Source organism: Flavobacterium lindanitolerans (genome assembly GCF_002846575.1).
GTDB lineage: Bacteria > Bacteroidota > Bacteroidia > Flavobacteriales > Flavobacteriaceae > Flavobacterium > Flavobacterium lindanitolerans.
The window spans coordinates 450830-473644 of sequence record NZ_PJND01000008.1 but is presented as its reverse complement, the minus strand read 5'-3'; the positions used below and the strand labels follow the sequence as shown (position 1 = coordinate 473644).

Genomic DNA, 22815 nt, shown 5'->3' with positions numbered 1-22815 from the left:
ATGAAGCTCAAAAATAAAATCTCGATATTCAGTGCCGTAATCCGCCTGTTGCTATTAATCATCATGTGGTTTACGCTGTCTTTTGTAATTAAAAAGGTGGCCTATAAGAAGATTGAAAATTCGATGGTTGAAAAACGGGATAAGTTTGTCAAAAATCTCAATACTTCCGAAATCAATGCTTTTATAGAACGGAATGACAGTACGGAGCTTTATATTAGTTTCTCCAATCTTCACAGCGAATTTCTCCAGTTATACCGTTCCAACAACGCGGTGCGCTCAAAAGATTATTTTGTTGACGAAACCCGGATTGTAGAAAATGAATCGAATGAATACCGAGTACTTTACCATCATTTCACTTATAAAAACACCAACTATGTGCTTGAAATAGGAGAGCGGCTTAGCGAGGTAAACGAATTGTTGGATAAGTTTCATCTGGTTATTTTATTGTTGCTTACGGCAACGCTCATTGTGTCTCATTTTGCCCAATCCATATTTATTGATTATCTGCTAAAACCTTTCCAGAAAATAATTGACACAAAGATTAACCTTATTAATGAACCGGAATTGTTTGACCTTTCTAAAGTGCATACGACTACATCTGATTTTATTGTTCTGGATGATGGATTGAACCAGATGATGGACCGCATACAGGAACAATTTAAAAAGGAAAAGCAGTTTATTGCCAACGTTTCCCACGAATTGCTGACACCAGTGTCGGTTTTGCAGAACAGGCTGGAAAACCTGCTCAACAACGAATCTATCAATGATGAAGGTGTCGATAAGATTGTTGTTTCGCTCCGGAATCTGGACACGTTGAAACGTATTATTAACAATCTTTTGCTCATTTCAAGAATAGAAAATCACCAATATTCCAATTTTGAACCTATCGATTTCCAGAGTTTGATTTCTGAACTCTTGGCAGACCTTGAAGACCGTATTGAAATGAAGCAGCTTCGGGTGAGTAATACAGTAAAAGAACATTTTGTTTTTGAAGGGAATAAAACGCTGATGCACATATTGATTTATAATATTGTTTTCAATGCCATCAAGTTTACGCCCAATGGCGGTAGTGTTTCCGTTTCAGATTCTTTTGAAGAAGGACTTTACAGTATTTCCATTTCAGATACGGGTAAAGGAATGACCGAAACACAATTGTCACAGATTTTTAATCGGTTTATGAAAATAAATCTGGAAGATGAAGGGCAGGGGCTGGGGCTGTCAATCGTTTCAAGCATTGCCAATCTGCATAAAATAGCAATAAAGGTAAGCTCAGAACTGAATGTGGGAACAACTTTCAGTCTGATTTTTCAGGAAGTGAAAAAATAAAATGTTAAATTAATCGCTAACGGTAAAATCTTCATCTTATCTTCATTTAACGAATCTAACTTTGACCTATAATTAAGAAACAAACATAATTCTTGTTTAATTAAAAAATAGAAATCATGAAAAAATTAATGATGTTAGCCGCATTAGTTCTAGGAACCAGCGCTATGGTAAATGCACAACAAAAAGCACCTGCAAAAGCAGAAGTAAAAGTTGAAGCAAAAGCAACAAATAAAGAAATGAAGAAAGCCGAAGCAAAAACCAAAAAGGCTGAAGTGGCTAAAGTAAAAAAAGAAGAAGCGCCTAAGGCGAAAGCCTAAGACTCTTTGCCTGGTCTGCAATAAACGTGCCCGGAAAGCTCCTGATATCAGGAGCTTTTTTTATTTTTAATTCCGACTGTTTTTATAGGCTTTTACAGCTTCTTCCAGCGGAATCTTTTCATATTCGGCATCTTCGCCCGGATAACGCAATGATTGGGAAAGGGTTGCTGTTGTTTTAGCACATTGCCAGATAATGCTTTCTCCACAAGGAACAATATCCGGAGTTTTTTCAAAAACGCGGTCTTTGAAAGCCATTTGAGCATCAATTAATTTCCATCCTTTCTTTTTGAGAGCCGTTAATAAATCGTCAAGAAACAAAGCATTTAGCAAAGAATGGTGTAGCAGGAGTGTGTGCTTAACCGGTCTGTTGAACAGTTGAACAGCCAGAGCATCATAATAAGCGGCGCGGTCAAGGATGTGTTGGATATAGTAGTTTTTGTAGGGAGTGAGGTCGGCATCAGGATTTTCTTTTAATGCTTTGGCTATTTCCGCATCAATATACCAGTCCGAAGCATCAATCGTAACCGCTCCATTTTTGTAATTAGTTTGCGACATGAATACTCTCATCGAATCTCTTTTTTCAACCGTATTGCCTTCTTTCAGGTATGGAAATCTGAAGTATTTGGCATAATTCCGGTACGGTTTGATTATGCTGTCGCCCTTGTTAAAATCTGCGCTGAACTTTTTAAAGGAATTGGATTTGGAATTAAAATACAGATGCGAATAGGAATGGTTGCAAATCATATGACCCTGGTCGTCCCATTGCTTTAATAAATCTCTGCCGTTGGAATCGGCTACGCGCATGCCGCACACAAACAATGCTGCTTTGATGTGATGCTTTTTAAGTGTTTTCAAAAGGGCATTATTTCGTTCCTGCCATTCTAATTTTGGAGTAACCGTCGTGTTGGGGTCGTCTATGGTAATTGCAATTTCTTTTTGGGCATATAATCCTGTATGTAACAGGAAAAACAGCAGGATGAAGGTGTGTTTTTGGGTAATTGTCATTGTTTGGAGATAGTACTTATTCCAACAAAGATAAAATTTCCCGGATTGAAAAATGGGCTCCACAAACAAATTCATCGGCAGCACCATAATAAATGGTCAGCCTGTCTCCTTCAATAATATGGCCGTTCGTAAAAACTACGCCACCAAAAAAGCCATTGGTTTCATAAGTTTCTGTTGGAACCATTATGGGTTCGACAGTTCGGGATATTACTTTTGAAGGATTGCCCAGTTCCATTAGGAAAGCACCCAGACAATAGAAGTTTTCGGCATTGGCGCCATGATAGATTTCCAGCCATCCGCGTTCTGTCTTAATTGGAGCAGCACCGGCACCAACTCTGGCGCTATCCCAATGATTTTCTCTGGTTTTGAGAATACATTGGTGATTTCCCCAATGCAGTCCGTCTGGCGATTCGGCTATCCAGATGTAATTACCTCCAATTTCCTTACTGCTAGGACGGTGCAGGGCGTAATATTTGCCATTGATGCGTTCTTCAAAAATAGCACAGTCTTTATTATGGGGTGGAAAAATCATTCCTTTCTGTTCAAAATCTTTCCAATTGATTGTAGTCCGCAAACCAACACCAACGCCATTGTTTGAAACGGCAGTATAGGTCAGGTAGTAAATATTGTCTATTTTGCTGACCCTGCAATCTTCAACACCAAATTTTTCCTGATATCCTATTCCCGATAAGATTGGATAACCTTCAGGTTCCTTAAAACGGATACCGTCATCACTGCACAAGAGCCTAAGATGAGAAAGGGTGGTTAAATAGTCATTTCCTTTATAATTGATTACCCTGGCATCATTAGCAATAAGATGTGGGTCGTCCAGCAGTATTTCAAGAATTTCAATTTCTCCGGATTCATCCACGACAGGGAAGAAAACAGAACCTTCTTTTTGGCTGATATTTTCGGCAACCCTCACAATGAGCCAGATTTTATTTTCATAAATAAAAACACCCGGATTGAGCAGGCAGATTACCTGAAACTGGCTGTTGCTGGCCAACAGGTCTTTAGGGCTTAGTAACGGATTTTCAGGAAAACGGTTGGCAATATCTCTCATAGTCACTTTTATTGGATTGAATTTACAAAAACTTTTTGTCGGATGACCTTAAGAGAATCCTAAATGTAAATACAAAAGCCTCCATCTGGAGGCTTTTGTTATAGATTTTTGTGTTTTGATTAGTTTACCACAACCTTTACAGTATACACTTTATTAGAGTGAATTTTTAATATGTAAGTTCCCGAAGGCAAACTTTGGTTGATAATCGAATAATTGTAATCATTAATGTTTTTTGAAGAATAGAACAGATTTCCGGTCATATCAAACATATCGATTTGGTCGATTGGATATTTTGATTTGATATAGGTCTTTTCGCCTTCCTTAACCGGGTTAGGATATACTTTTACCCCGTTTTGAGAAGAAAACTCACCCGTTCCCAATGCTTCTTCAACCACAAAAGAAATTCGGTTGGATACTTCATTATAAGAATCGTTTGTAAACATTACGATGAAATAATCTCCGGCTTCTGTAGGCAGCTTGTCGTCCTGTATAACTTTTGTCCCTTCAGAAAGTCCCTCAAAATAGGTAAAACTTACCAGTTCGTCTACATTTGGGTCGTCTCCGGCATGATAGATTCCCAACCAATCCTTAACAATACCCGGAGCATTTGTCCAGGTTGCAATAATATTTTCATTGAGGTTGTAGATGGTCTTGTTGATGCTTAGTTGCGTAATCTGGTTTCCAACCTGGAAAAATACTTTGTTTCCAACACTGTTATAGCCGTCCTGAAGGAAATATTCGGCAAAATAATAACCATCGGCCAAATTGTTGAAGGTAAAGTTTCCGGAAGCCGTAGTAACATAGCGCCATTGTGTAGAAGCAGGTCCGCCTGGAGTTTGGCCTACTTTATAAATTCCAATCCAGTCATTGGTAAGCCGGGGTCCGTTGGCAAAAGATAGTGTAACCGGACTCCCTGAAGCGTAGGTTTGGGCATTAGAAGAAAGTGTTACCAATGGGCCTACATAAAATTCTTTTCTACCGGCCAATTCTGTATAGCCGTCATTTTCTAAAAACGTTGCATAATACCTTCCCGGCTGTGTCAAACCATTAAAAGTAACGGTTCCGCTTCGCTGACCGTTTACATAAGTCCACAATTGTGAAGGACTGGCGCTTCCCGGTGTCTGGCCAACCTTATATAAAGCAATCCAATCTCTTTGGTTACCCGGACCATCAGTAAAAGAAACACTTATTGGGGTGTTAGGTCTGTAGGCAATAGTGTCTAACTGAATTTGCGTATTGGCAAAACCGCTGTTGGTTACATTAAATGACTTTACGGCACTCCATGGAGACCAGTTTAAATTCCTGTCTCTGTGGCGTACTTTTACAAAATACTGTCCGTTAGGAATTTCATTTGCTGCCAGAGTCACTTTTGTAATATCGATGCCCGCGTTGATATCTTTCGATACGTCAACCTGACCGTTTAAAGGGCCATACAGGTTTTCATAATCTCTGTAAATGTCTTTTTCAATGATTTCAAAATCGGCTGTTTTTCCAATCAGGAACTCTGTCGAGTTTAACAACTGGCCGGAAGTAGTAGTATAGGCAGAACTTGAAATTTCAAGAGGTAACTCTACATCACCACCATTAAAATCGTTCAATATTGTTGGTTGTTGTGGTGAATCCAATCCTTTATAACGGTGGAATTCATCCATAAGTTCATTGTTTTTCCAGGTATAGGCGCTACCAATAGAGTAGGACTCCACGTCAAAAGTATCGTTATTGACGTCAACATCTATAATTTGGTACATCCAGTTGGAAATCGTTTTCTGTACGTCGTCAAAATCTTTTTCTGCCGCCATGCCCCAATATTGGTCCCAGGCCACACCTCCGGAAATAATCTGGTAGGTTGGCGTATTTTTCAATTGGCCTCTGTGATATAAGTGGTGGTGGGCTCCAATATGCAAGATGTGCTTTGCAGAAGTTACCAAAACCGGCATAGCGGAATTTCGGATCCATGGAGAAATATCGCCCACATACTGTTCTGCCTGATAAGGTCTGTGTCCTAAAGAAACTATCCAGTCAACAGTCGGGTCAGCATCAGCAGCCTGCACCACCTGTGTAAGCCAGTTTAACTGTTGGATTCCGGTATGTTCTGTATCCATAGCTATGAAAAGAACATTTCCTACCTGATTGGCATAATAATTCTCTGTTCCGGATGAAATACCTCTATACGACATTTCATCAAGTACATAATGGTCATAATAGGCCTGCATGGCTAATGTACCGTAAGTTTCATGGTTTCCTACCAAAGTCTGAATAGGAAGGTAGCCGGATAAAGCCTTATTCTTTTTGAAATGTACGTTTTCATAATGGTCTAAAGTACCCACATCTACCTGGTCACCCACCATTACTGTCAATGCAATATTATCGCACGGGTCTGCCGTGATTCCCCATTTTTCTGCAATTTTTCTTTTGGCCTGGGCAACAAGCGTGTCAAATCGCGGAACGTTTCGCATCTGGTTGTCTCCCAAAACCAAAAAACGCAGGTGGCCGTCAGATGTAGCGGCTTGACCGGGAAGCGGTAGCGTTTTGAATGACATAGTCTGTGAAGTGCTGGTTCCGGTTCTGACGCGGTAATAATACTTAGTGTTTGGGTTAAGCCCTGATATTTTTACACTGTGGTAATAGTAATTGGCCGGATATCCGGTGTCTGTAAATATGCTGTTGGTTCCGGTAACAGAGAGGGTGAGCGCATTTGGCGCACTTCCGTATTCTACTATAGATTCCGGATTGCTTTCTGTTTTCCAGTTGACATAAATGGAATTGGTAGTAGGAGCTTGCAGGTAGGGATAGAGAGATTGAGCTTCAGCCATCCATCCTGCAAAGAGCAGTAATAAGAGATAGAATTTTTTCATGATGTGTTATGTTGTTTGTTGGCACAAAAATAGGTTTGCTAAAATTTTCAGCAATTAGAAAAAGATTAAGTTAGGGTTAAAGAATGACGGCTTTTTTTCAGGCTTGTTTTAAGAAACGATTAAGGAGAAAGACCATTTCCTATAAATTCTTACAATAGGTCTAACCAGTTATTCTTGTATGTTGCCAGTTACGCTTGTATACTGCCAGTTGTTACTTTTTGCTATAACCTTCTAAGTAACCGTCACATCTTTGTACTGTGATTGAGAGTTATTTAATCTCTGTAATCATAAAGCTATGCCCCAGCTTTCTACAAATCCTTTAGGATTATATAAATCCCTACTTAAAAATATTCTGAAGAGAATGGGTTCTTACTTGTGTGTGTTTTTCATCATTGGATAGTTTTATCCATGAAAACTGTTCTCAGGTTAGTATTTATTTTTTAAGGATTAAATGTTATCAGTAATGTAGATTGTAAAAAATACATGATAAAAAGAAGGCCCAACATGCTCTTATAGGACGCTCGTCCTGCATGAGTGCTGTATTGTGGTAGAGGCAGCACTGCCGGGCGCTTTTTCAGGCTGCGGAAGCGGGAAAGCCGTAAGAGTTTTAGGGGTAAAGTTCTTCGTACGGATCCCGCTGGGCGCGGCAAAAAAGTAAGTAAGGATAAGGGATACCAGAGGATAATATGAGAACAACAATAATCGGGAATTTATTTTTAGTACTGCTCTTTGGGGGGAGCATGCAGGCACAGATGGCAAATACAGGAGAAATGTCAGTATTGCCGGGAACCACACTTTCTACCTATCTGGATTTTGACAATACCCCAACAGCAACCTTTACAAATGACGGAGAGTTCCATGTCTTCCGAAATTTTAACAACGACGGAAAAGTAAGTTTCACGTCAGGACAACGTGGCTATACCTTGTTTGAGGGTAACAGGCTGCAGTCTATTTCCGGAAATGCACCAAGCGACTACTTTAAATTTTATGATGTACTTTTCAACAACAGTTCACCACAACCTCCTTTCAGGCTTTCGGGAACAATAAGTATATCAGGCAATTCTGATTTACTAAACGGTATTGTGAAAGGTGAAGGTGATGGTCTGGCTGTTTATGAAAACAAGGCAACCCATTCCAATACCGACAATGACAGTCATATTGACGGATACGTACAAAAAAACGGTGATGAGGAATTCTGGTTTCCAATAGGGAATGGAGGATACCACAGACCAGCCAAAATAGCACCTACATCTCCAAATGCACCTACCGACGCATTTATAGGGAAATACTTTCTCGAAAACTCCAATGCCTTATATCCACACGCCAGCAAGGCAGGAAATGTAGAGGTAATCGACAATACCGAATACTGGACAATTGACAGATTAGACGGGGAGACCGAAATTATGCTTTCTCTTACCTGGAACGAATTGACAACTCCTGAATTTATCTGGCGTGGTCTTGAAGGCTCTGGCGTAGAGGAAGAAAAAGTGACTATTGTCCGCTGGAATGAAGAGCAGAACCTTTGGGTTGATGAAGGCGGAATTGTCGATAGAGGCAATGGAGGCACAGGAACCGTGACGTCTTTTTTCACAACTTCGGGATTTGGCGTATTTACACTTGCCAAAGTAAAAAGAAGAGTAGAACCGGAAGGAAATATCGTAATCTACAACGGGGTTACTCCAAACGGTGATGGCAAAAACGACTACTTTTTTATTGACGGCATCACGCACTACCCAAACAACAGGGTGAGTATCTACAACCGTTGGGGCGTGAAAGTCTTTGAAACTACAAATTACGATTCTGATGGGAATGTATTCAATGGCATTTCGCATGGAAGAGCAACCATACAACCAGACAGCAAATTGCCTTCCGGTACTTATTTCTATGTGCTTACCTATGAATTTTCTTCGCCATCCGGAAACAAAAGAAATATTGAAAAGGCAGGTTACCTATATCTGAACGATAACTAATCAGAAAACAAACAGAACATGAAAACCAGTTATAAGCTTGCCTTGCTGGCTCTTCTTGTAGGAGCAGTAGGGTTTGCCCAGCAGGATTCGCAGTATACCCAGTATATGTACAATACGGCGAACATCAATCCTGCCTATGCAGGTTCCAGAGATGTGTTGAGCATTTTTGGGCTCTATCGCGCACAATGGATAGGCTTGAAAGGGGCACCAAAAACCGGCGCATTCGCCTTACATTCTCCTATAAGTAATAGCAATGTTGGGCTTGGGCTCTCTTTTGTGAACGATAAAATAGGACCATCCAGTGAGAATAATATTTCGGTCGATTTTTCCTATATGATTAGGCTTTCGGAAGAGTTCAATTTGGCCTTCGGATTGAAAACAACGGCCAACCTGTTAAACGTTGACTATACCAAACTGGATATCTATGACCCTAACGACCCCAGATTTCAAAGTAATATAGAAGATTCCTTTACTCCAAATATTGGGGCAGGTGCCTTTTTGTATTCGAAAGATACTTATGTAGGGCTTTCTGTGCCTGCTTTCCTTGAAACCAAACATTATCAGGATAATGGAAATTATTCCACCGCAAGACAAAATATGCATTTCTACCTGATGGGAGGACATGTCTTTGAATTAAATCCGGATTTGAAATTTAAACCATCCGTTCTTTTTAAAATAGCTGAAGGGGCACCGCTTCAGGCAGATTTTTCGGCCAATTTCCTTTTCAACGAAAAAATAACGGCCGGAGTAGCCTACAGATGGAGTGCGGCTGTGAGTGCTATGGTTGGATTTCAAATGACCGACGGTTTTTTTGCCGGCTATGCCTATGATGCAGAAACTACCAAACTGGCGACCTATAATTCAGGTTCTCACGAGATATTTCTACGATTTGAATTGTTTAAAAAATATGACAAGGTAATGACGCCTCGATTCTTCTAAACTCCTGGATATTTATGAAAAAAATTACCCTCGTAATGACCATATGGCTGTCTGTTTTTTTTACACTTTCTGCTGTAGCCCAGCAAAGAAAGGTGGCAAAAGCGGATAAGCTCTATGATGACTTTGCCTATATCGATGCCATTACTGTTTATGAAAACATAGTCGCAAAAGGATACAGTTCACCAGACCTGCTCAAAAAACTGGCCAACGCCTACTATTTCAATGCTGAATTTCAAAAAGCCAACAAATGGTATACGGAACTGTTTGCTTTAGTTGAAGAACCCGAGCCTGAATATTTTTATAGGTATTCCCAGACGCTGAAGTCTATTGGCGATTATGAAAAATCGGCACAGATGATGGACAGATTTTCAAAAAAGAATGCCATTGATGCCAGAGGAAGATTGTATGAAGGAGACAAGGATTATCTGTCTGCTATTCTGGATAACTCCGGACGATATAGTATTGAAAGCGCAGGAATCAATTCTGAAGGACAGGATTACGGTACAGCCTTTTATAAAGGCTCTCTCATCTTTGCTTCTTCAAGAGAAGAAAAAGGCGCCGCAAAAAGGATAGACAGGTGGACAGAACTTCCGTTTACGAATCTGTATGCTTCAAAGGTAAGAAGTGACGGTACTCTGGAAGCTCCGGAAAGATTTGCAAATGAAATCAGTAGCGGTTTCCATGAGGCTACACCGGCTTTTACGCAAGACGGGAAGACCATATATTTTACCCGCAATAACTACAATAACGGAAAAAATGGAAGAAGTAAAGACAGGAGGATTGTACTAAAAATATACAAGGCAACTTTTGAAGATGAAAAATGGAGAGACGTTACCGAGTTACCATTCAATAACGATGAATTTAACACGGCGCATCCGGCACTTAGCCCGGATGACAAGACGCTTTATTTTGCTTCAGACAGACCGGGCTCTATAGGACAGTCAGATATCTATAAGGTAAGCATAAATGCTGACGGTACATTCAGCAAACCTGAAAACCTGGGAAAAGAAATCAATACGGAAGGTAAAGAAACTTTTCCATTTATATCTGACGAAAATGAATTGTATTTCGCTTCAGACGGGCATCCCGGATTGGGAGGACTGGATATTTTCAGAAGTAAGATGGGCGAAAACGGATTTGAGAAACCCCAGAATGTGGGTACTCCTGTTAATGGAGGTCAGGATGATTTTGCCTTTATGATTGATACCAAATCACAAGGTGGTTTCTTCTCTTCCAACCGAAATGGAGGAATGGGATATGACGATATCTACAGATTGAAAGAAAACAGGAAATTGGAAAATGAACAGTTTGTGGAAGGACATGTAAGCGATTCGATAAACGATAAAGGCTTGGAAAATGTAAAACTTGGCCTTTTTGATGACAAGTTTAAATTATTGGAAGAAGCAGTCACAGACCGCAAGGGTAATTACATTTTTAAGACAAAACTGCAAAAGGGCAAACGATATCATATACGTGCAGAAAAGAAAGACTACCTGACAGACGAAAAGAGTGTTGAGTCAGATGGTTCAAATGGTTTTGTAGAGGTAGATATCGCTCTTCAAAAACGAATTACTGAAATCAGGGAAAAAGGAAATATTGCAGATGCCTTTGGTATCAGGGATATTTATTTTGATTTTGACGAAGCAAGCATACGACCTGATGCAGCTCTTGACCTGGAGAAGATAATAGACGTCATGAGGCAGTATCCGGCAATGACGGTAGCAATACGATGCCATACAGATAGTAGAGGCACACGTGAATACAACCTGAAGCTTTCCCAAAGAAGAGCCGATGCTGTTAAGCGGTATATGATAGACCACGGAATAGATTCCAGCAGACTTTCGGCTAAAGGTTACGGTGAAACACAGTTAAGAAATGGATGTTCTGATGGTGTGGAATGTACAGATAGGGAACATGAAATAAACAGGAGAAGCGAGTTTGTTATCCTAAAAATCAAATAATAAATAAACATTTTAAAAACTAAAAGCCTTTGGCCGTGTTTTACGGAGATATTAAGGCCGGCACTAAGAATAAACTAAAACTACGATCATGAAGAAATTATTACTCACCGCCATTGCGATATTAGGAGCCTCTGCAGCTTATTCCCAGGTAGGAATAGGAACCAGAACCCCTAATAACTCATCACAGTTAGAAGTAACTGTTGACGGGCAACCAGAGAAAAGAGGTATTCTTATACCAAGGGTGGCACTTCAGAGTACCAGCAGTATGAACCCGATCGTCAATACGGGAACCCTGCCCAATAGCTTATTGGTTTTTAACACGGCAGAAACCGGAACCGCTCCTTTAGGTGTTACACCGGGATTCTACTATTGGTATGAGAACAAATGGATTAAAATGATTAGCAATGGCGATGATACCAACACGACCAATGTCAGCCTGACCCAAAACGGTCAGGATTTGATTCTGACAGATAGTGATGGAAATAATGTGAGGATAGCTTTGTCGGATTTGCAAAAGATAACAACACTTGTCAATAACAATGATGGTACCTATACCTATACTAACGAAGCAGGCACTCAGGTCACTATCAATGTGCCGGCAGATGTCATCAGCAATTTCCAGAACATCATCAGCAACAGCAGCGTGCTTAACCAGCTGATAACGAATCTGACGAACACCTCGGTAGGCGGAAACGTTTACTATGACGGAAACAGCTTTACCTATGTTGACAATACGGGAACTTCCCATACCATCAACATCCAGGACATCGTTCGTGGCAACGAAACTGTAACAACATTAGTGAATAACAATGATGGTACCTATACCTATACGAACGAAGCGGGTACGCAGGTCACTATTGACGTTCCTGCAGATGTTGTGAGCAACTTCAATGACATTATCACCAATACAAGTGTGCTGAACCAGCTGATTACGAATCTGACGAACACCTCGGTAGGCGGAAACGTTTACTATGACGGAGCCAGCTTTACCTATGTTGACAATACAGGTACTTCCCATACCATCAACATCCAGGACATTGTTCGTGGCAACGAAACGGTAACCACATTGGTAGACAACAACAACGGTACGTATACGTATACGTCAGAAGACGGTACGGTAACGACCATCGACGTTCCTGCAGATGTCATCCAGAACTTCCAGGACATCATGAACGACAATTCGGTAAGCACGATTGTGAAGAACATCATCGATGCCAACGAAACGCTGACGGTATTGGGCTATGACCCGGCTACCAAGAAGCTGACTTATAAGGATGAGGACGGACGGACCACAATACTTGACATGTCGCAACTGGTTACGGGCAACGAAACGGTAACTACATTGGTAGACAATAACAACGGTACGTATACGTATACGTCAGAAAATGGCACCGTAACGACCATCGACGTTCCTGCGGATGTCATCCAGAACTTCCAGGACATCATGAACGACAATTCGGTAAGCACGATTGTGAAGAACATCATCGATGCTAATGAAACGCTTACAATCCTTGGCTATGACTCGGCTACCAAGAAGCTGACCTACAAGGACGAGAACGGTAACACGACCACGCTTGACATGGCACAACTGGTTACTGGTAACGAAACGGTAACCACATTGGTAGACAACAATAACGGTACGTATACGTATACGTCAGAAAATGGCACCGTAACGACCATCGACGTTCCTGCGGATGTGATCCAGAACTTCCAGGACATCATGAACGACAATTCGGTAAGTACGATTGTGAAGAACATCATCGATGCCAACGAAACGTTGACGGTATTGGGCTATGACCCGGCTACCAAGAAGCTGACCTATAAGGATGAGAACGGTAATACTACCATGCTTGATTTAGGACAGCTTGTTGCAGGTAACGAGACTTTAACAACGCTGGTAGACAACAACAACGGAACCTACACTTATACGTCAGAAAATGGCACCGTAACGACCATCGATGTTCCTGCGGATGTGATCCAGAACTTCCAGGACATTATGAACGACAATTCGGTAAGCACGATTGTGAAGAACATCATCGATGCCAACGAAACGTTGACGGTATTGGGCTATGACCCGGCTACCAAGAAGCTGACCTATAAGGATGAGAACGGTAATACTACCATGCTTGATTTAGGACAGCTTGTTGCAGGTAACGAGACTTTAACAACGCTGGTAGACAACAACAACGGGACCTACACTTATACGTCAGAAAATGGCACCGTAACGACCATCGATGTTCCTGCGGATGTTATCCAGAACTTCCAGGACATCATGAACGACAATTCCGTAAGCACTATTATCAAGAACATCATCGATGCGAACGAGACGCTTACAATCCTTGGCTATGACTCGGCTACCAAGAAACTGACCTACAAGGATGAGAACGGCAACACGACCACGCTTGACATGGCACAACTGGTTACGGGCAACGAAACGGTAACCACATTGGTAGACAACAACAACGGTACGTATACGTATACGTCAGAAGACGGTACTGTAACGACCATCGACGTTCCTGCGGATGTTATCCAGAACTTCCAGGATATCATGAACGATAACTCCGTAAGTACTATTATCAAGAACATCATCGATGCGAACGAGACGCTTACAATCCTTGGCTATGACTCGGCTACCAAGAAACTGACCTACAAGGATGAGAACGGCAACACGACCACGCTTGACATGGCACAACTGGTTACGGGCAACGAAACGGTAACCACATTGGTAGACAACAACAACGGTACGTATACGTATACGTCAGAAGACGGTACTGTAACGACCATCGACGTTCCTGCGGATGTTATCCAGAACTTCCAGGATATCATGAACGATAACTCCGTAAGTACTATTATCAAGAACATCATCGATGCGAACGAGACGCTAACGGTGTTGGGTTATGACTCGGCAACTAAAAAACTGACCTATAAGGATGAGAACGGTAATACTACCATGCTTGATTTAGGACAGCTTGTTGCAGGTAACGAGACTTTAACAACGCTGGTAGACAATAACAACGGAACCTACACTTATACGTCAGAAAATGGCACCGTAACGACCATCGACATTCCTGCAGATGTCATCCAAAACTTTCAGGACATCATGAACAACAGTTCCGTAAGCACTATTATCAAGAACATCATCGATGCTAATGAAACGCTTACAATCCTTGGCTATGACTCGGCTACCAAGAAGCTGACCTACAAGGACGAGAACGGCAACACGACCACGCTTGACATGGCACAACTGGTTACGGGCAACGAAACGATAACCACATTAGTGAATAACAATGATGGTACCTATACCTATACGAACGAGGCAGGTACGCAGGTCACTATTGACGTTCCTGCAGATGTTGTGAGCAACTTCAATGACATTATCAGCAATACAAGTGTGCTGAACCAGCTGATTACGAACCTTACGAACACTTCGGTGGGCGGTAACGTTTACTATAACGGAGCCAGCTTTACCTATGTTGACAATACGGGTACTTCCCATACCATCAGCATACAAGACATCGTTCAGGCAAACCAAAAGATTGTGACATTAAGTAATGGTACAAATACAACTGTTGCTTCCACATCAGCTGGAAATACAACAGACTATAAAGTAAATGTTAATCCTGCAACCACAACAACAACCGGAGCGGTAAAAGCAGGAGCCGGGTTAGACGTAGCTGCTGATGGAACATTGACTGTAAATGTTAATACCATTCCTAATGCAACTGATAAAACGGCAACAGTAGCTGCAGGTACAAATACTACGGTTGCTGTCAATAATGCCAATCCTAATAATCCTGTTTATACCGTAAATGTACCGACAGCCAATGGTACTGCCTTAGGTGTTGTAAAAGAAGCAAGTACGGCACCAACAATTAACATCGCGGCAGACGGAGCATTGTCTGTAAACACGACAGCACTTCAGAACAACCAAAAGACAAGTTCTGTAGTGGCAGGAACGGCGACCACGGTAACTTCTGCAACAAGTGGCAACAATACGGCCTATACGGTAAACGTAAACCCTGCAACGGCTTCCGCAACAGGAGCTGTAAAACCGGGAACAGGCTTATCAGTAGCTGCAGACGGTACGCTTTCGGTGAACACGACTGCAACAGGCTTAGGTAAGACACTGTCTACAGACGGTATTATTCAGGTGAACAGTGCCAACACTTTGGCAAACTCCGTTCTGGCAGATGCGGTATTAAGCATTGCGAACAATTCCATAACTACAGCCAAGATAGCCAACGCGGGTAACAACCAGGTTCTGACTACAGATGGAACAGGCGCACCAACCTGGGTGAACCAGTCTGCTTTGGTACCTGCCACCACAAACACTTTGGTTAATAACGGTACCAACACACTCACATCAACCGTAAACGGAGCAGTGGCTACGGCAGCGGCAGTGAATAGCGTTACTACCACCTTATCCGGTTCAAACTTGACCACAACGGTAAACGGTGTGGGTAGTACGGCATTGAATCTGGCTCCGGTAGTGGCTGCCAATGACAAGACCAGTTCGGTAGTAAGCGGCACGACCACAACAGTAACTTCAGCAACAAGCGGCAACAATACGGCCTATACTGTTGAAATAAATCCTTCGGCTGTACAGTCCAACCAAAAGACGGCTTCGGTTACGGGTAGCGGCTTGGCTACGGTAACATCTTCTGTAAGTGGAAACAACACGGCTTATAATGTAGATGTATCGGCAGCAAATGTTCAGTCAAACCAGAAGACAAGTTCTGTAGTAGCAGGAACGGCGACCACAGTAACTTCTGCAACAAGTGGCAACAATACGGCCTATACGGTAAACGTAAGTCCTGCAACGGCTTCCGCAACAGGAGCCGTAAAACCGGGAACAGGCTTATCAGTAGCTGCAGACGGTACGCTTTCTGTAAATACGACAGCAACAGGTTTAGGAAAAACACTGACCACTGACGGTATTATTCAGGTGAACAGTGCCAGCTCTTTGGCGAACTCTGTTCTGGCAGATGCGGCATTAAGCATTGCAAACAATTCCATAACTACAGCCAAAATAGCTGATGATGCAGTAACTGTAGCCAAGATAGCGAATGCGGGTAATAATCAGGTTCTGACTACTGATGCAACAGGTGCACCAATCTGGGTTAACCAGTCTGCTTTGGTGCCAGCGACTACAAACACTTTGGCCAATAACGGTACTAATACATTAACATCAACAGTAAACGGGGTAGTGGCTACAGCGCCTGCAGTGAATACTGTTGCCACTACTTTATCAGGTTCAAACCTGACTACAACGGTAAACGGTGTGTCTGGCACGGCATTGAATCTTACTCCCGTAATTGCTGCCAATGATAAGACCAGTTCGGTAGTAAATGGAACAACCACAACGGTAACTTCGACAACCAGCGGTAACAATACAGCCTATACTGTTGAAATAAATCCTTCGTCTGTACAGTCAAGTCAAAAGACGACTTCAGTTACAGGAAGCGGCCTGGCAACGGTAACATCTTCTGTAACCGGAAACAACACGGCATATAATGTAGATGTGACGGCAGCAAATATTCAGTCAAACCAAAAGTTGACAACAGTAAGTAATGGTACCAATACTACGGTAGCTTCAACAGTAACCGGAAATACTACTGATTATAAGGTTAGTGTGCCAACCGCCACAGCCAGTAATTTAGGGGTTGTAAAGGAAGCATCTTCTAATCCTACCATAAAAATTAACTCTAATGGAGAACTGTCAGTTAACCTAAGCGGAACGGGTACGCCAACAGATCCGGGTGTAGGTAAGAACTTTTCATCCACAGACCTTGACATTACCAATGGTAATGGTGCTACATTAACGACCGTAACGGCTAACATTAAGGATGGCGCGGTAACCAGTGCCAAAATATTGGACGGTACTATTGTTAATGCAGATATTGCTAACAGTACAATTACAACTGGCAAAATAGCCAATGCAGGAAACAATCAGGTACTGACAACTAATGCATCTGGAACTCCAGTATGGACAGATCAATCAGTATTGATTCCAGGTAATCAAAAAAATACTACAGTAAGTAGTGGAACATATACCACTTTGGTAACTACTACACCAATTGCAAATACAACTAATTATCAGGTAGATGTAAGTCCAACGGCTTTAGCAGGTGCGGGTTTAAAATTAAACACCGTCACAGGTAAAATTGATGTTGATATTAACACTATTCCTAATGCATCCGATAAGACGGCAACAGTAGCAGCAGGTACAAACACTTCAATAACTACCAATAATGCCAATCCTAACAATCCTATTTATACTGTTAATGTGCCAACTGCTAACGGTACTGCTTTAGGAGTTGTAAAAGAGGCGGCTGTTACCAACCCAACGATAAAAATTAACTCTAATGGAGAGCTGTCTGTCAACCTAAGTGGAACAGGTACGCCAACGGATCCTGGTGCAGGTAAGAACTTTACATCTTCAGACTTGGATATTACTAATGGTAGTGGTGCTACCTTGACTACCGTAACTGCCAACATTAAGGATGGAGCGGTAACGAGCGCCAAGATATTGGACGGTACTATTGTGAATGCTGATATCGCTGCTGCTGCAAATGTAGCAGTTACTAAACTGGCTTCCGGAGGTAATAACAAGGTCTTGGTAACAAATAGTTCAGGCACGCCATCTTGGATTGACCAATCAACATTGGTCACTGCTACCACAAACACTTTGGTTAATAACGGTACCAATACTTTGACATCAACAGTAAACGGGGTAGTGGCAACAGCTCCGGCAGTAAATACAGTCGCTACTACTTTATCAGGCTCAAACTTAACTACTACGGTAAACGGTGTGTCTGGCTCGGCATTGAATTTGGCTCCGGTAATTGCTGCCAACGACAAAACGGCAACCGTAGCGGCTGGAACCAATACTACGGTAACCAATTCTGTTTCAGGTAATACTACAAACTATATTGTAAACGTACCAACAGCCAACGGTACTTCCTTGGGTGTTGTAAAAGAAGCGAATACGGCTCCGACAATAAACATCGCGGCCGACGGAACATTGTCGGTAAATACCACTGCACTTCAGAATAACCAAAAGACAAGTTCTGTAGTAAGCGGTACAACTACCACAGTAACTTCGGCAACCAGCGGTAACAATACAGCCTATACTGTTGAAATAAACCCTTCGTCTGTACAGTCAAGTCAAAAGACAACTTCGGTTACAGGAAGCGGACTGGCAACGGTAACATCTTCTGTAACCGGAAACAACACGGCATATAATGTAGATGTAACGGCAGGAAATATTCAGTCAAACCAAAAGTTGACAACATTAAGCAATGGGACCAATACTACGGTAGCTTCAACAGTAAGCGGCAATACTACGGATTATAAGGTTAATGTACCAACGGCTGGTACTACCCTGGGAGTTGTAAAACAAGCAGCAAGTAATCCTACAGTGACTATTGCTCCAGATGGTACGCTTTCTGTGAATACGACAGCAACAGGTTTAGGCAAGACACTAACCACTGACGGTATTATTCAGGTGAACAGTGCCAACACTTTGGCGAACTCTGTTCTGGCAGATGCAGCATTAAGTATTGCGAACAATTCCATAACTACAGGCAAAATAGCTGATGATGCAGTAACTGTAGCCAAGATAGCCAATGCGGGTAACAATCAGGTTTTGACTACAGATGGAACAGGCGCACCAACCTGGGTAAACCAGTCAGCCCTGGTTCCTGCTACCACAAACACTTTGGTTAATAACGGTACCAATACGTTGACATCAACAGTAAATGGGGTAGTGGCTTCGGCAGCTGCTGTGAATGCCGTTATCACTACCTTGTCAGGTTCAAATTTGACTACAACGGTAAATGGAGTGTCCAGTGTGGCACTGAATCTTGCTCCGGTAGTTGCTGCCAATGACAAGACGTCAACAGTAGCGGCAGGTACGAATGTTACGGTAGCCACCAATACAACCAACCCTAACAATCCTGTTTATACCGTAAACGTACCGACAGCCAACGGTGCTAACCTAGGAGTTGTAAAAGAAGCAGGTACGGCACCGACAATTAACATCGCGGCAGACGGAACATTGTCTGTAAACACGACGGCCCTTCAGAATAACCAGAAGACAAGTTCTGTAGTAGCAGGAACGGCAACCACGGTAACTTCTGCAACAAGTGGCAACAATACGGCCTATACGGTAAACGTAAGCCCTGCAACGGCTTCCGCAACAGGAGCTGTAAAACCGGGAACAGGCTTATTAGTAGCTGCAGACGGTACGCTTTCGGTGAACACGACAGCAACAGGCTTAGGCAAGACACTGTCTACAGACGGTATTATTCAGGTGAACAGTGCCAACACTTTGGCAAACTCCGTTCTGGCAGATGCCGCATTAAGCATTGCAAACAATTCCATAACTACAGCCAAAATAGCTGATGATGCAGTAACCGTAGCCAAAATAGCCAATGCGGGTAACAACCAGGTTCTGACTACTGATGCAACAGGTGTTCCAACGTGGGTAAACAAAAACACTCTGGATAACATTTATACGGCTGACGGTAGTTTGGCAGGCGATAGAACAGTAAATATGAATGGTAAATTTCTTAGATTCAGGTCGACAAGTTTGCCGGTAGCTTCACCAGAAACCAGAGAAACCATATTTAACTACTCTAATGGAGCTTACATAACAAATGCTACTACAACAGGAAGGTCAAATTTTAGAGTGTCATCAGGAAGTAGTATGGTAGATTTATACCAGGATTTGAATTCCCGTGCCCAACTTACATCAAGCGGTACTTCTACAGGACTTTTGGTAGGTACGGCAAATGGTTCGGCCACACCTGTTGAACTTATCACCAATGGTACTTCCAGAGTGCATGTTTCCAGTACAGGAAAGGTAGGTATAGGTACCCAGAATATGTTAGGTACTACCAATGCAAATGTGCTGCTTGCTGTTAACGGTTCAATAGAAACAGCCAATTCTACTTATGCTGACTATGTATTTGAAGACTATTTCAACGGTGCATCCGAACTGAAAAAAGACTATACTTTCAAATCTATAAAAGAAGTAGAAGCATTTATCAATGAAAACAAACATTTGCCTGGTATTACAAGCATCAAAGACTTACGTCAAAATGATAAAGGCGAATACATTTTTAATATGTCTGAACTTTCAATACAAATCCTGGAAAAAGTAGAAGAATTATACCTGCATACTATTGAGCAGCAAAAACAACTGGAAGCTAAAGATAAAGAAATAAACCAGTTGAAAGAAGCTACAAAGAGTATGGACGAACGTTTAAAACAATTAGAGAAAATAGTGCTTAGTCAGAATAAGTAAAGATAACAGGTGTTAGGAGCTGGCATTTCAAACCGGCTCCAAAACCTGCTTATTACTATAGAGATAAATTTGTATAGAACTAATGAATATTCATTAGTAATACAAATAGAAAATTATCATTGCTTATATAAGCCATAAAATTTTTATTATGAAACAGTTTTTTAGTTTTCTATTTTTCAGTCTGTTGTTATGCAGTAATACTATGATGTCCCAAAATACCGGTATCAATACTAAAAACCCGGGTAGTATATTGACAGTTAACGGATCCTTTGCAGCTGATTATAAAATTGTGACACAAAATACGACCTTAGGTATTTCCGATTATTATGTTGCTTATAACGGAAATAGTTCAGGTGAAATTACACTTCCTGCGCTCATTAATGGTTCAGGCAATTATAAAGGGCGTATTTATGGAATCAAAAACACGAGTAATTCACAACTTACCATCGTTCCGAGTGGGACAGAGAAGATAGATGGGCTTACAGATATATCGTCTGTAATTGTACCTCCAGGTTATTATGTAGAATTGATAAGCAAGGGTACTACAACCGGCAGTACGTGGGAACTTTCTATGCTGGCCTATGTTACTATAGCTTCCACAATGAATCAACTGGTAAATATTTCAGTTGCAACACCTCAGGGTGCCATTGCAGCATCAGCATTTAGTGTGAATAATTCGGCTTATACCATAATCCCAGGCAGTAGTAGCTCATTTACCTTGCCTGTTGCCAGACCTGTATTTTTAAATCTTACGCTTGGGCTGGATGAACTAGCGGCGACGAGTACTACTCCTCCTTACTTCCGTTGCGAACTGTATATAGATGGTACGCCTACAGGTCTTTTTCAAATTGTACAACAGATTGGTACTGGTTATCAGCTTCAATTTAATATGTCAGGTGTTCGAAGTTTGTCGGCAGGCACACATACTATTGATACCAGAATAACCAGATGGCATAATAATGGGGTTTCTTCTTCAACAAATCAAAGTTTTGGGATTTTGTCACTAGTAGTAGATGCAGTCTACATGGATTAATTTTTATGCACAAAGATTTTTATAAAAACTGTTAATGATGCTAAAATTTACAAGATATTTTATGCTGTTTGCATTTGCTATGACAACCAAAAGCGGAGCTCAGACTACAGGGATAAATACCAAAGATTCTGGTAGTAACTTAACTGTAAATGGTTCTTTTGCTACTAATTATAAAATTGTGACGGGAGACTATAACATGGATGTTCTTGATTATTATATCGCTTATAATGGAAGTGCTAACGGTACTATTTCACTTCCCTCGGCTCTTTCAGGCAATTACAAAGGACGTATTTACAGTATAAAAAATACAAGTAATTTTGCACTTACCGTTGTAGCAAATGGAACAGAAATGATAGACGGAATAGCCGATATATCTTCTGTAATTATACCACCGGGTTATTGCGCAAAATTAATCAGCAAGGGAACTACTACGGGCAGTACCTGGGAGTTACTGCTGCTTGCTAAAGGCAACACAGATGCTATAGTACAGGTGTCCGGAAATTCTTATGCAATACCGCAAGGAAACGTTGCGGCAACAAGGTTCAGTGTGAACGACAACGGTTTTGCCGTTGTTTCCAATAGCAGCAGTACGTTTACCATGCCTGTTGCCAAGCCCATATTTTTAAGTTTTGCGTTAGGAATAGATGATTACACTACTGATAATCCGAGAAAACCTTATCTCCGTTGCGAATTATTTATTGATGGTATGCCCACAGGTCTTTTTCAGATTGTAAAGGAATCGCAGATAGGGTATCAGTTACAGTTTAATATTTCGGGTGTTCGTAATTTATCTGCTGGTCCGCATACTATCCATGCTGCTGTCATGCGTTGGTACAATGATGGTTATACCCGTGATCAAAACTTCGGAACGCTGTCTGTTGTTTTTGATGCGGTATATTTGGATTGATTTGGAAAACAGTAAATTTATAAATATAGACAGGTTAGTAAAAACAAAGAAATAATAAGCAAAAAAGAACATTTAAAAGCAATTAGAGTAAATATTCTTATACAGAATAAATAAAAAAACAAATTTTGG

Annotated in this window: 11 protein-coding genes; 8 read left to right on the top strand and 3 right to left on the bottom strand. The window is 41.5% G+C overall.

Annotated elements, in window-relative coordinates; translation table 11 throughout:
• Positions 1–1326, top strand: a complete 1326-nt coding sequence (locus B0G92_RS12000) for a sensor histidine kinase (RefSeq protein ID WP_245867845.1) — start codon at positions 1–3, stop codon at positions 1324–1326.
• Between the two features lie 116 nt (positions 1327–1442).
• Positions 1443–1643 (top strand): hypothetical protein, encoded by a 201-nt coding sequence (locus B0G92_RS11995; protein ID WP_101472376.1) that lies wholly within the window; start codon positions 1443–1445, stop codon positions 1641–1643.
• 66 nt (positions 1644–1709) lie between these two features.
• On the opposite strand, the gene B0G92_RS11990 is transcribed toward B0G92_RS11995, so the two are convergent.
• The 3 genes from B0G92_RS11990 to B0G92_RS11980 all read right to left on the bottom strand — a co-directional run bounded on the left by B0G92_RS11990 (position 1710) and on the right by B0G92_RS11980 (position 6566).
• Positions 1710–2648 (bottom strand): polysaccharide deacetylase family protein, encoded by a 939-nt coding sequence (locus tag B0G92_RS11990; protein ID WP_180326436.1) that lies wholly within the window; start codon positions 2646–2648, stop codon positions 1710–1712.
• A 16-nt stretch (positions 2649–2664) separates the two neighbouring features.
• The gene (locus B0G92_RS11985) at positions 2665–3711 is read right to left on the bottom strand and encodes a glycoside hydrolase family 130 protein (RefSeq protein WP_101472374.1); all 1047 of its coding nucleotides are present in this window, start codon (positions 3709–3711) and stop codon (positions 2665–2667) included.
• Between the two features lie 119 nt (positions 3712–3830).
• Complete coding sequence (locus tag B0G92_RS11980) at positions 3831–6566, bottom strand: fibronectin type III domain-containing protein (RefSeq protein WP_101472373.1); 2736 nt, start codon at positions 6564–6566, stop codon at positions 3831–3833.
• 686 nt (positions 6567–7252) lie between these two features.
• Here B0G92_RS11980 and B0G92_RS11975 point away from each other — a divergent pair.
• The 6 genes from B0G92_RS11975 (at position 7253) to B0G92_RS11950 (ending at position 22686) form a co-directional block, all read left to right on the top strand.
• Complete coding sequence (locus tag B0G92_RS11975; RefSeq protein WP_101472372.1) at positions 7253–8536, top strand: T9SS type B sorting domain-containing protein; 1284 nt, start codon at positions 7253–7255, stop codon at positions 8534–8536.
• 18 nt (positions 8537–8554) lie between these two features.
• On the top strand, positions 8555–9475 hold the full coding sequence (locus B0G92_RS11970; RefSeq protein ID WP_101472371.1) for a PorP/SprF family type IX secretion system membrane protein: 921 nt from the start codon (positions 8555–8557) through the stop codon (positions 9473–9475).
• Positions 9476–9489: 14 nt separating this feature from the next.
• Positions 9490–11436 (top strand): OmpA family protein, encoded by a 1947-nt coding sequence (locus B0G92_RS11965; protein WP_101472370.1) that lies wholly within the window; start codon positions 9490–9492, stop codon positions 11434–11436.
• 88 nt (positions 11437–11524) lie between these two features.
• Positions 11525–20746: a beta strand repeat-containing protein gene (locus B0G92_RS11960; RefSeq protein ID WP_101472369.1), complete on the top strand. Its 9222-nt coding sequence runs from the start codon at positions 11525–11527 to the stop codon at positions 20744–20746.
• Positions 20747–20894: 148 nt separating this feature from the next.
• On the top strand, positions 20895–21779 hold the full coding sequence (locus tag B0G92_RS11955) for a hypothetical protein (RefSeq protein ID WP_143395036.1): 885 nt from the start codon (positions 20895–20897) through the stop codon (positions 21777–21779).
• Positions 21780–21840: 61 nt separating this feature from the next.
• Positions 21841–22686: a hypothetical protein gene (locus tag B0G92_RS11950; protein ID WP_143395035.1), complete on the top strand. Its 846-nt coding sequence runs from the start codon at positions 21841–21843 to the stop codon at positions 22684–22686.
• Positions 22687–22815 lie beyond the last annotated feature (129 nt).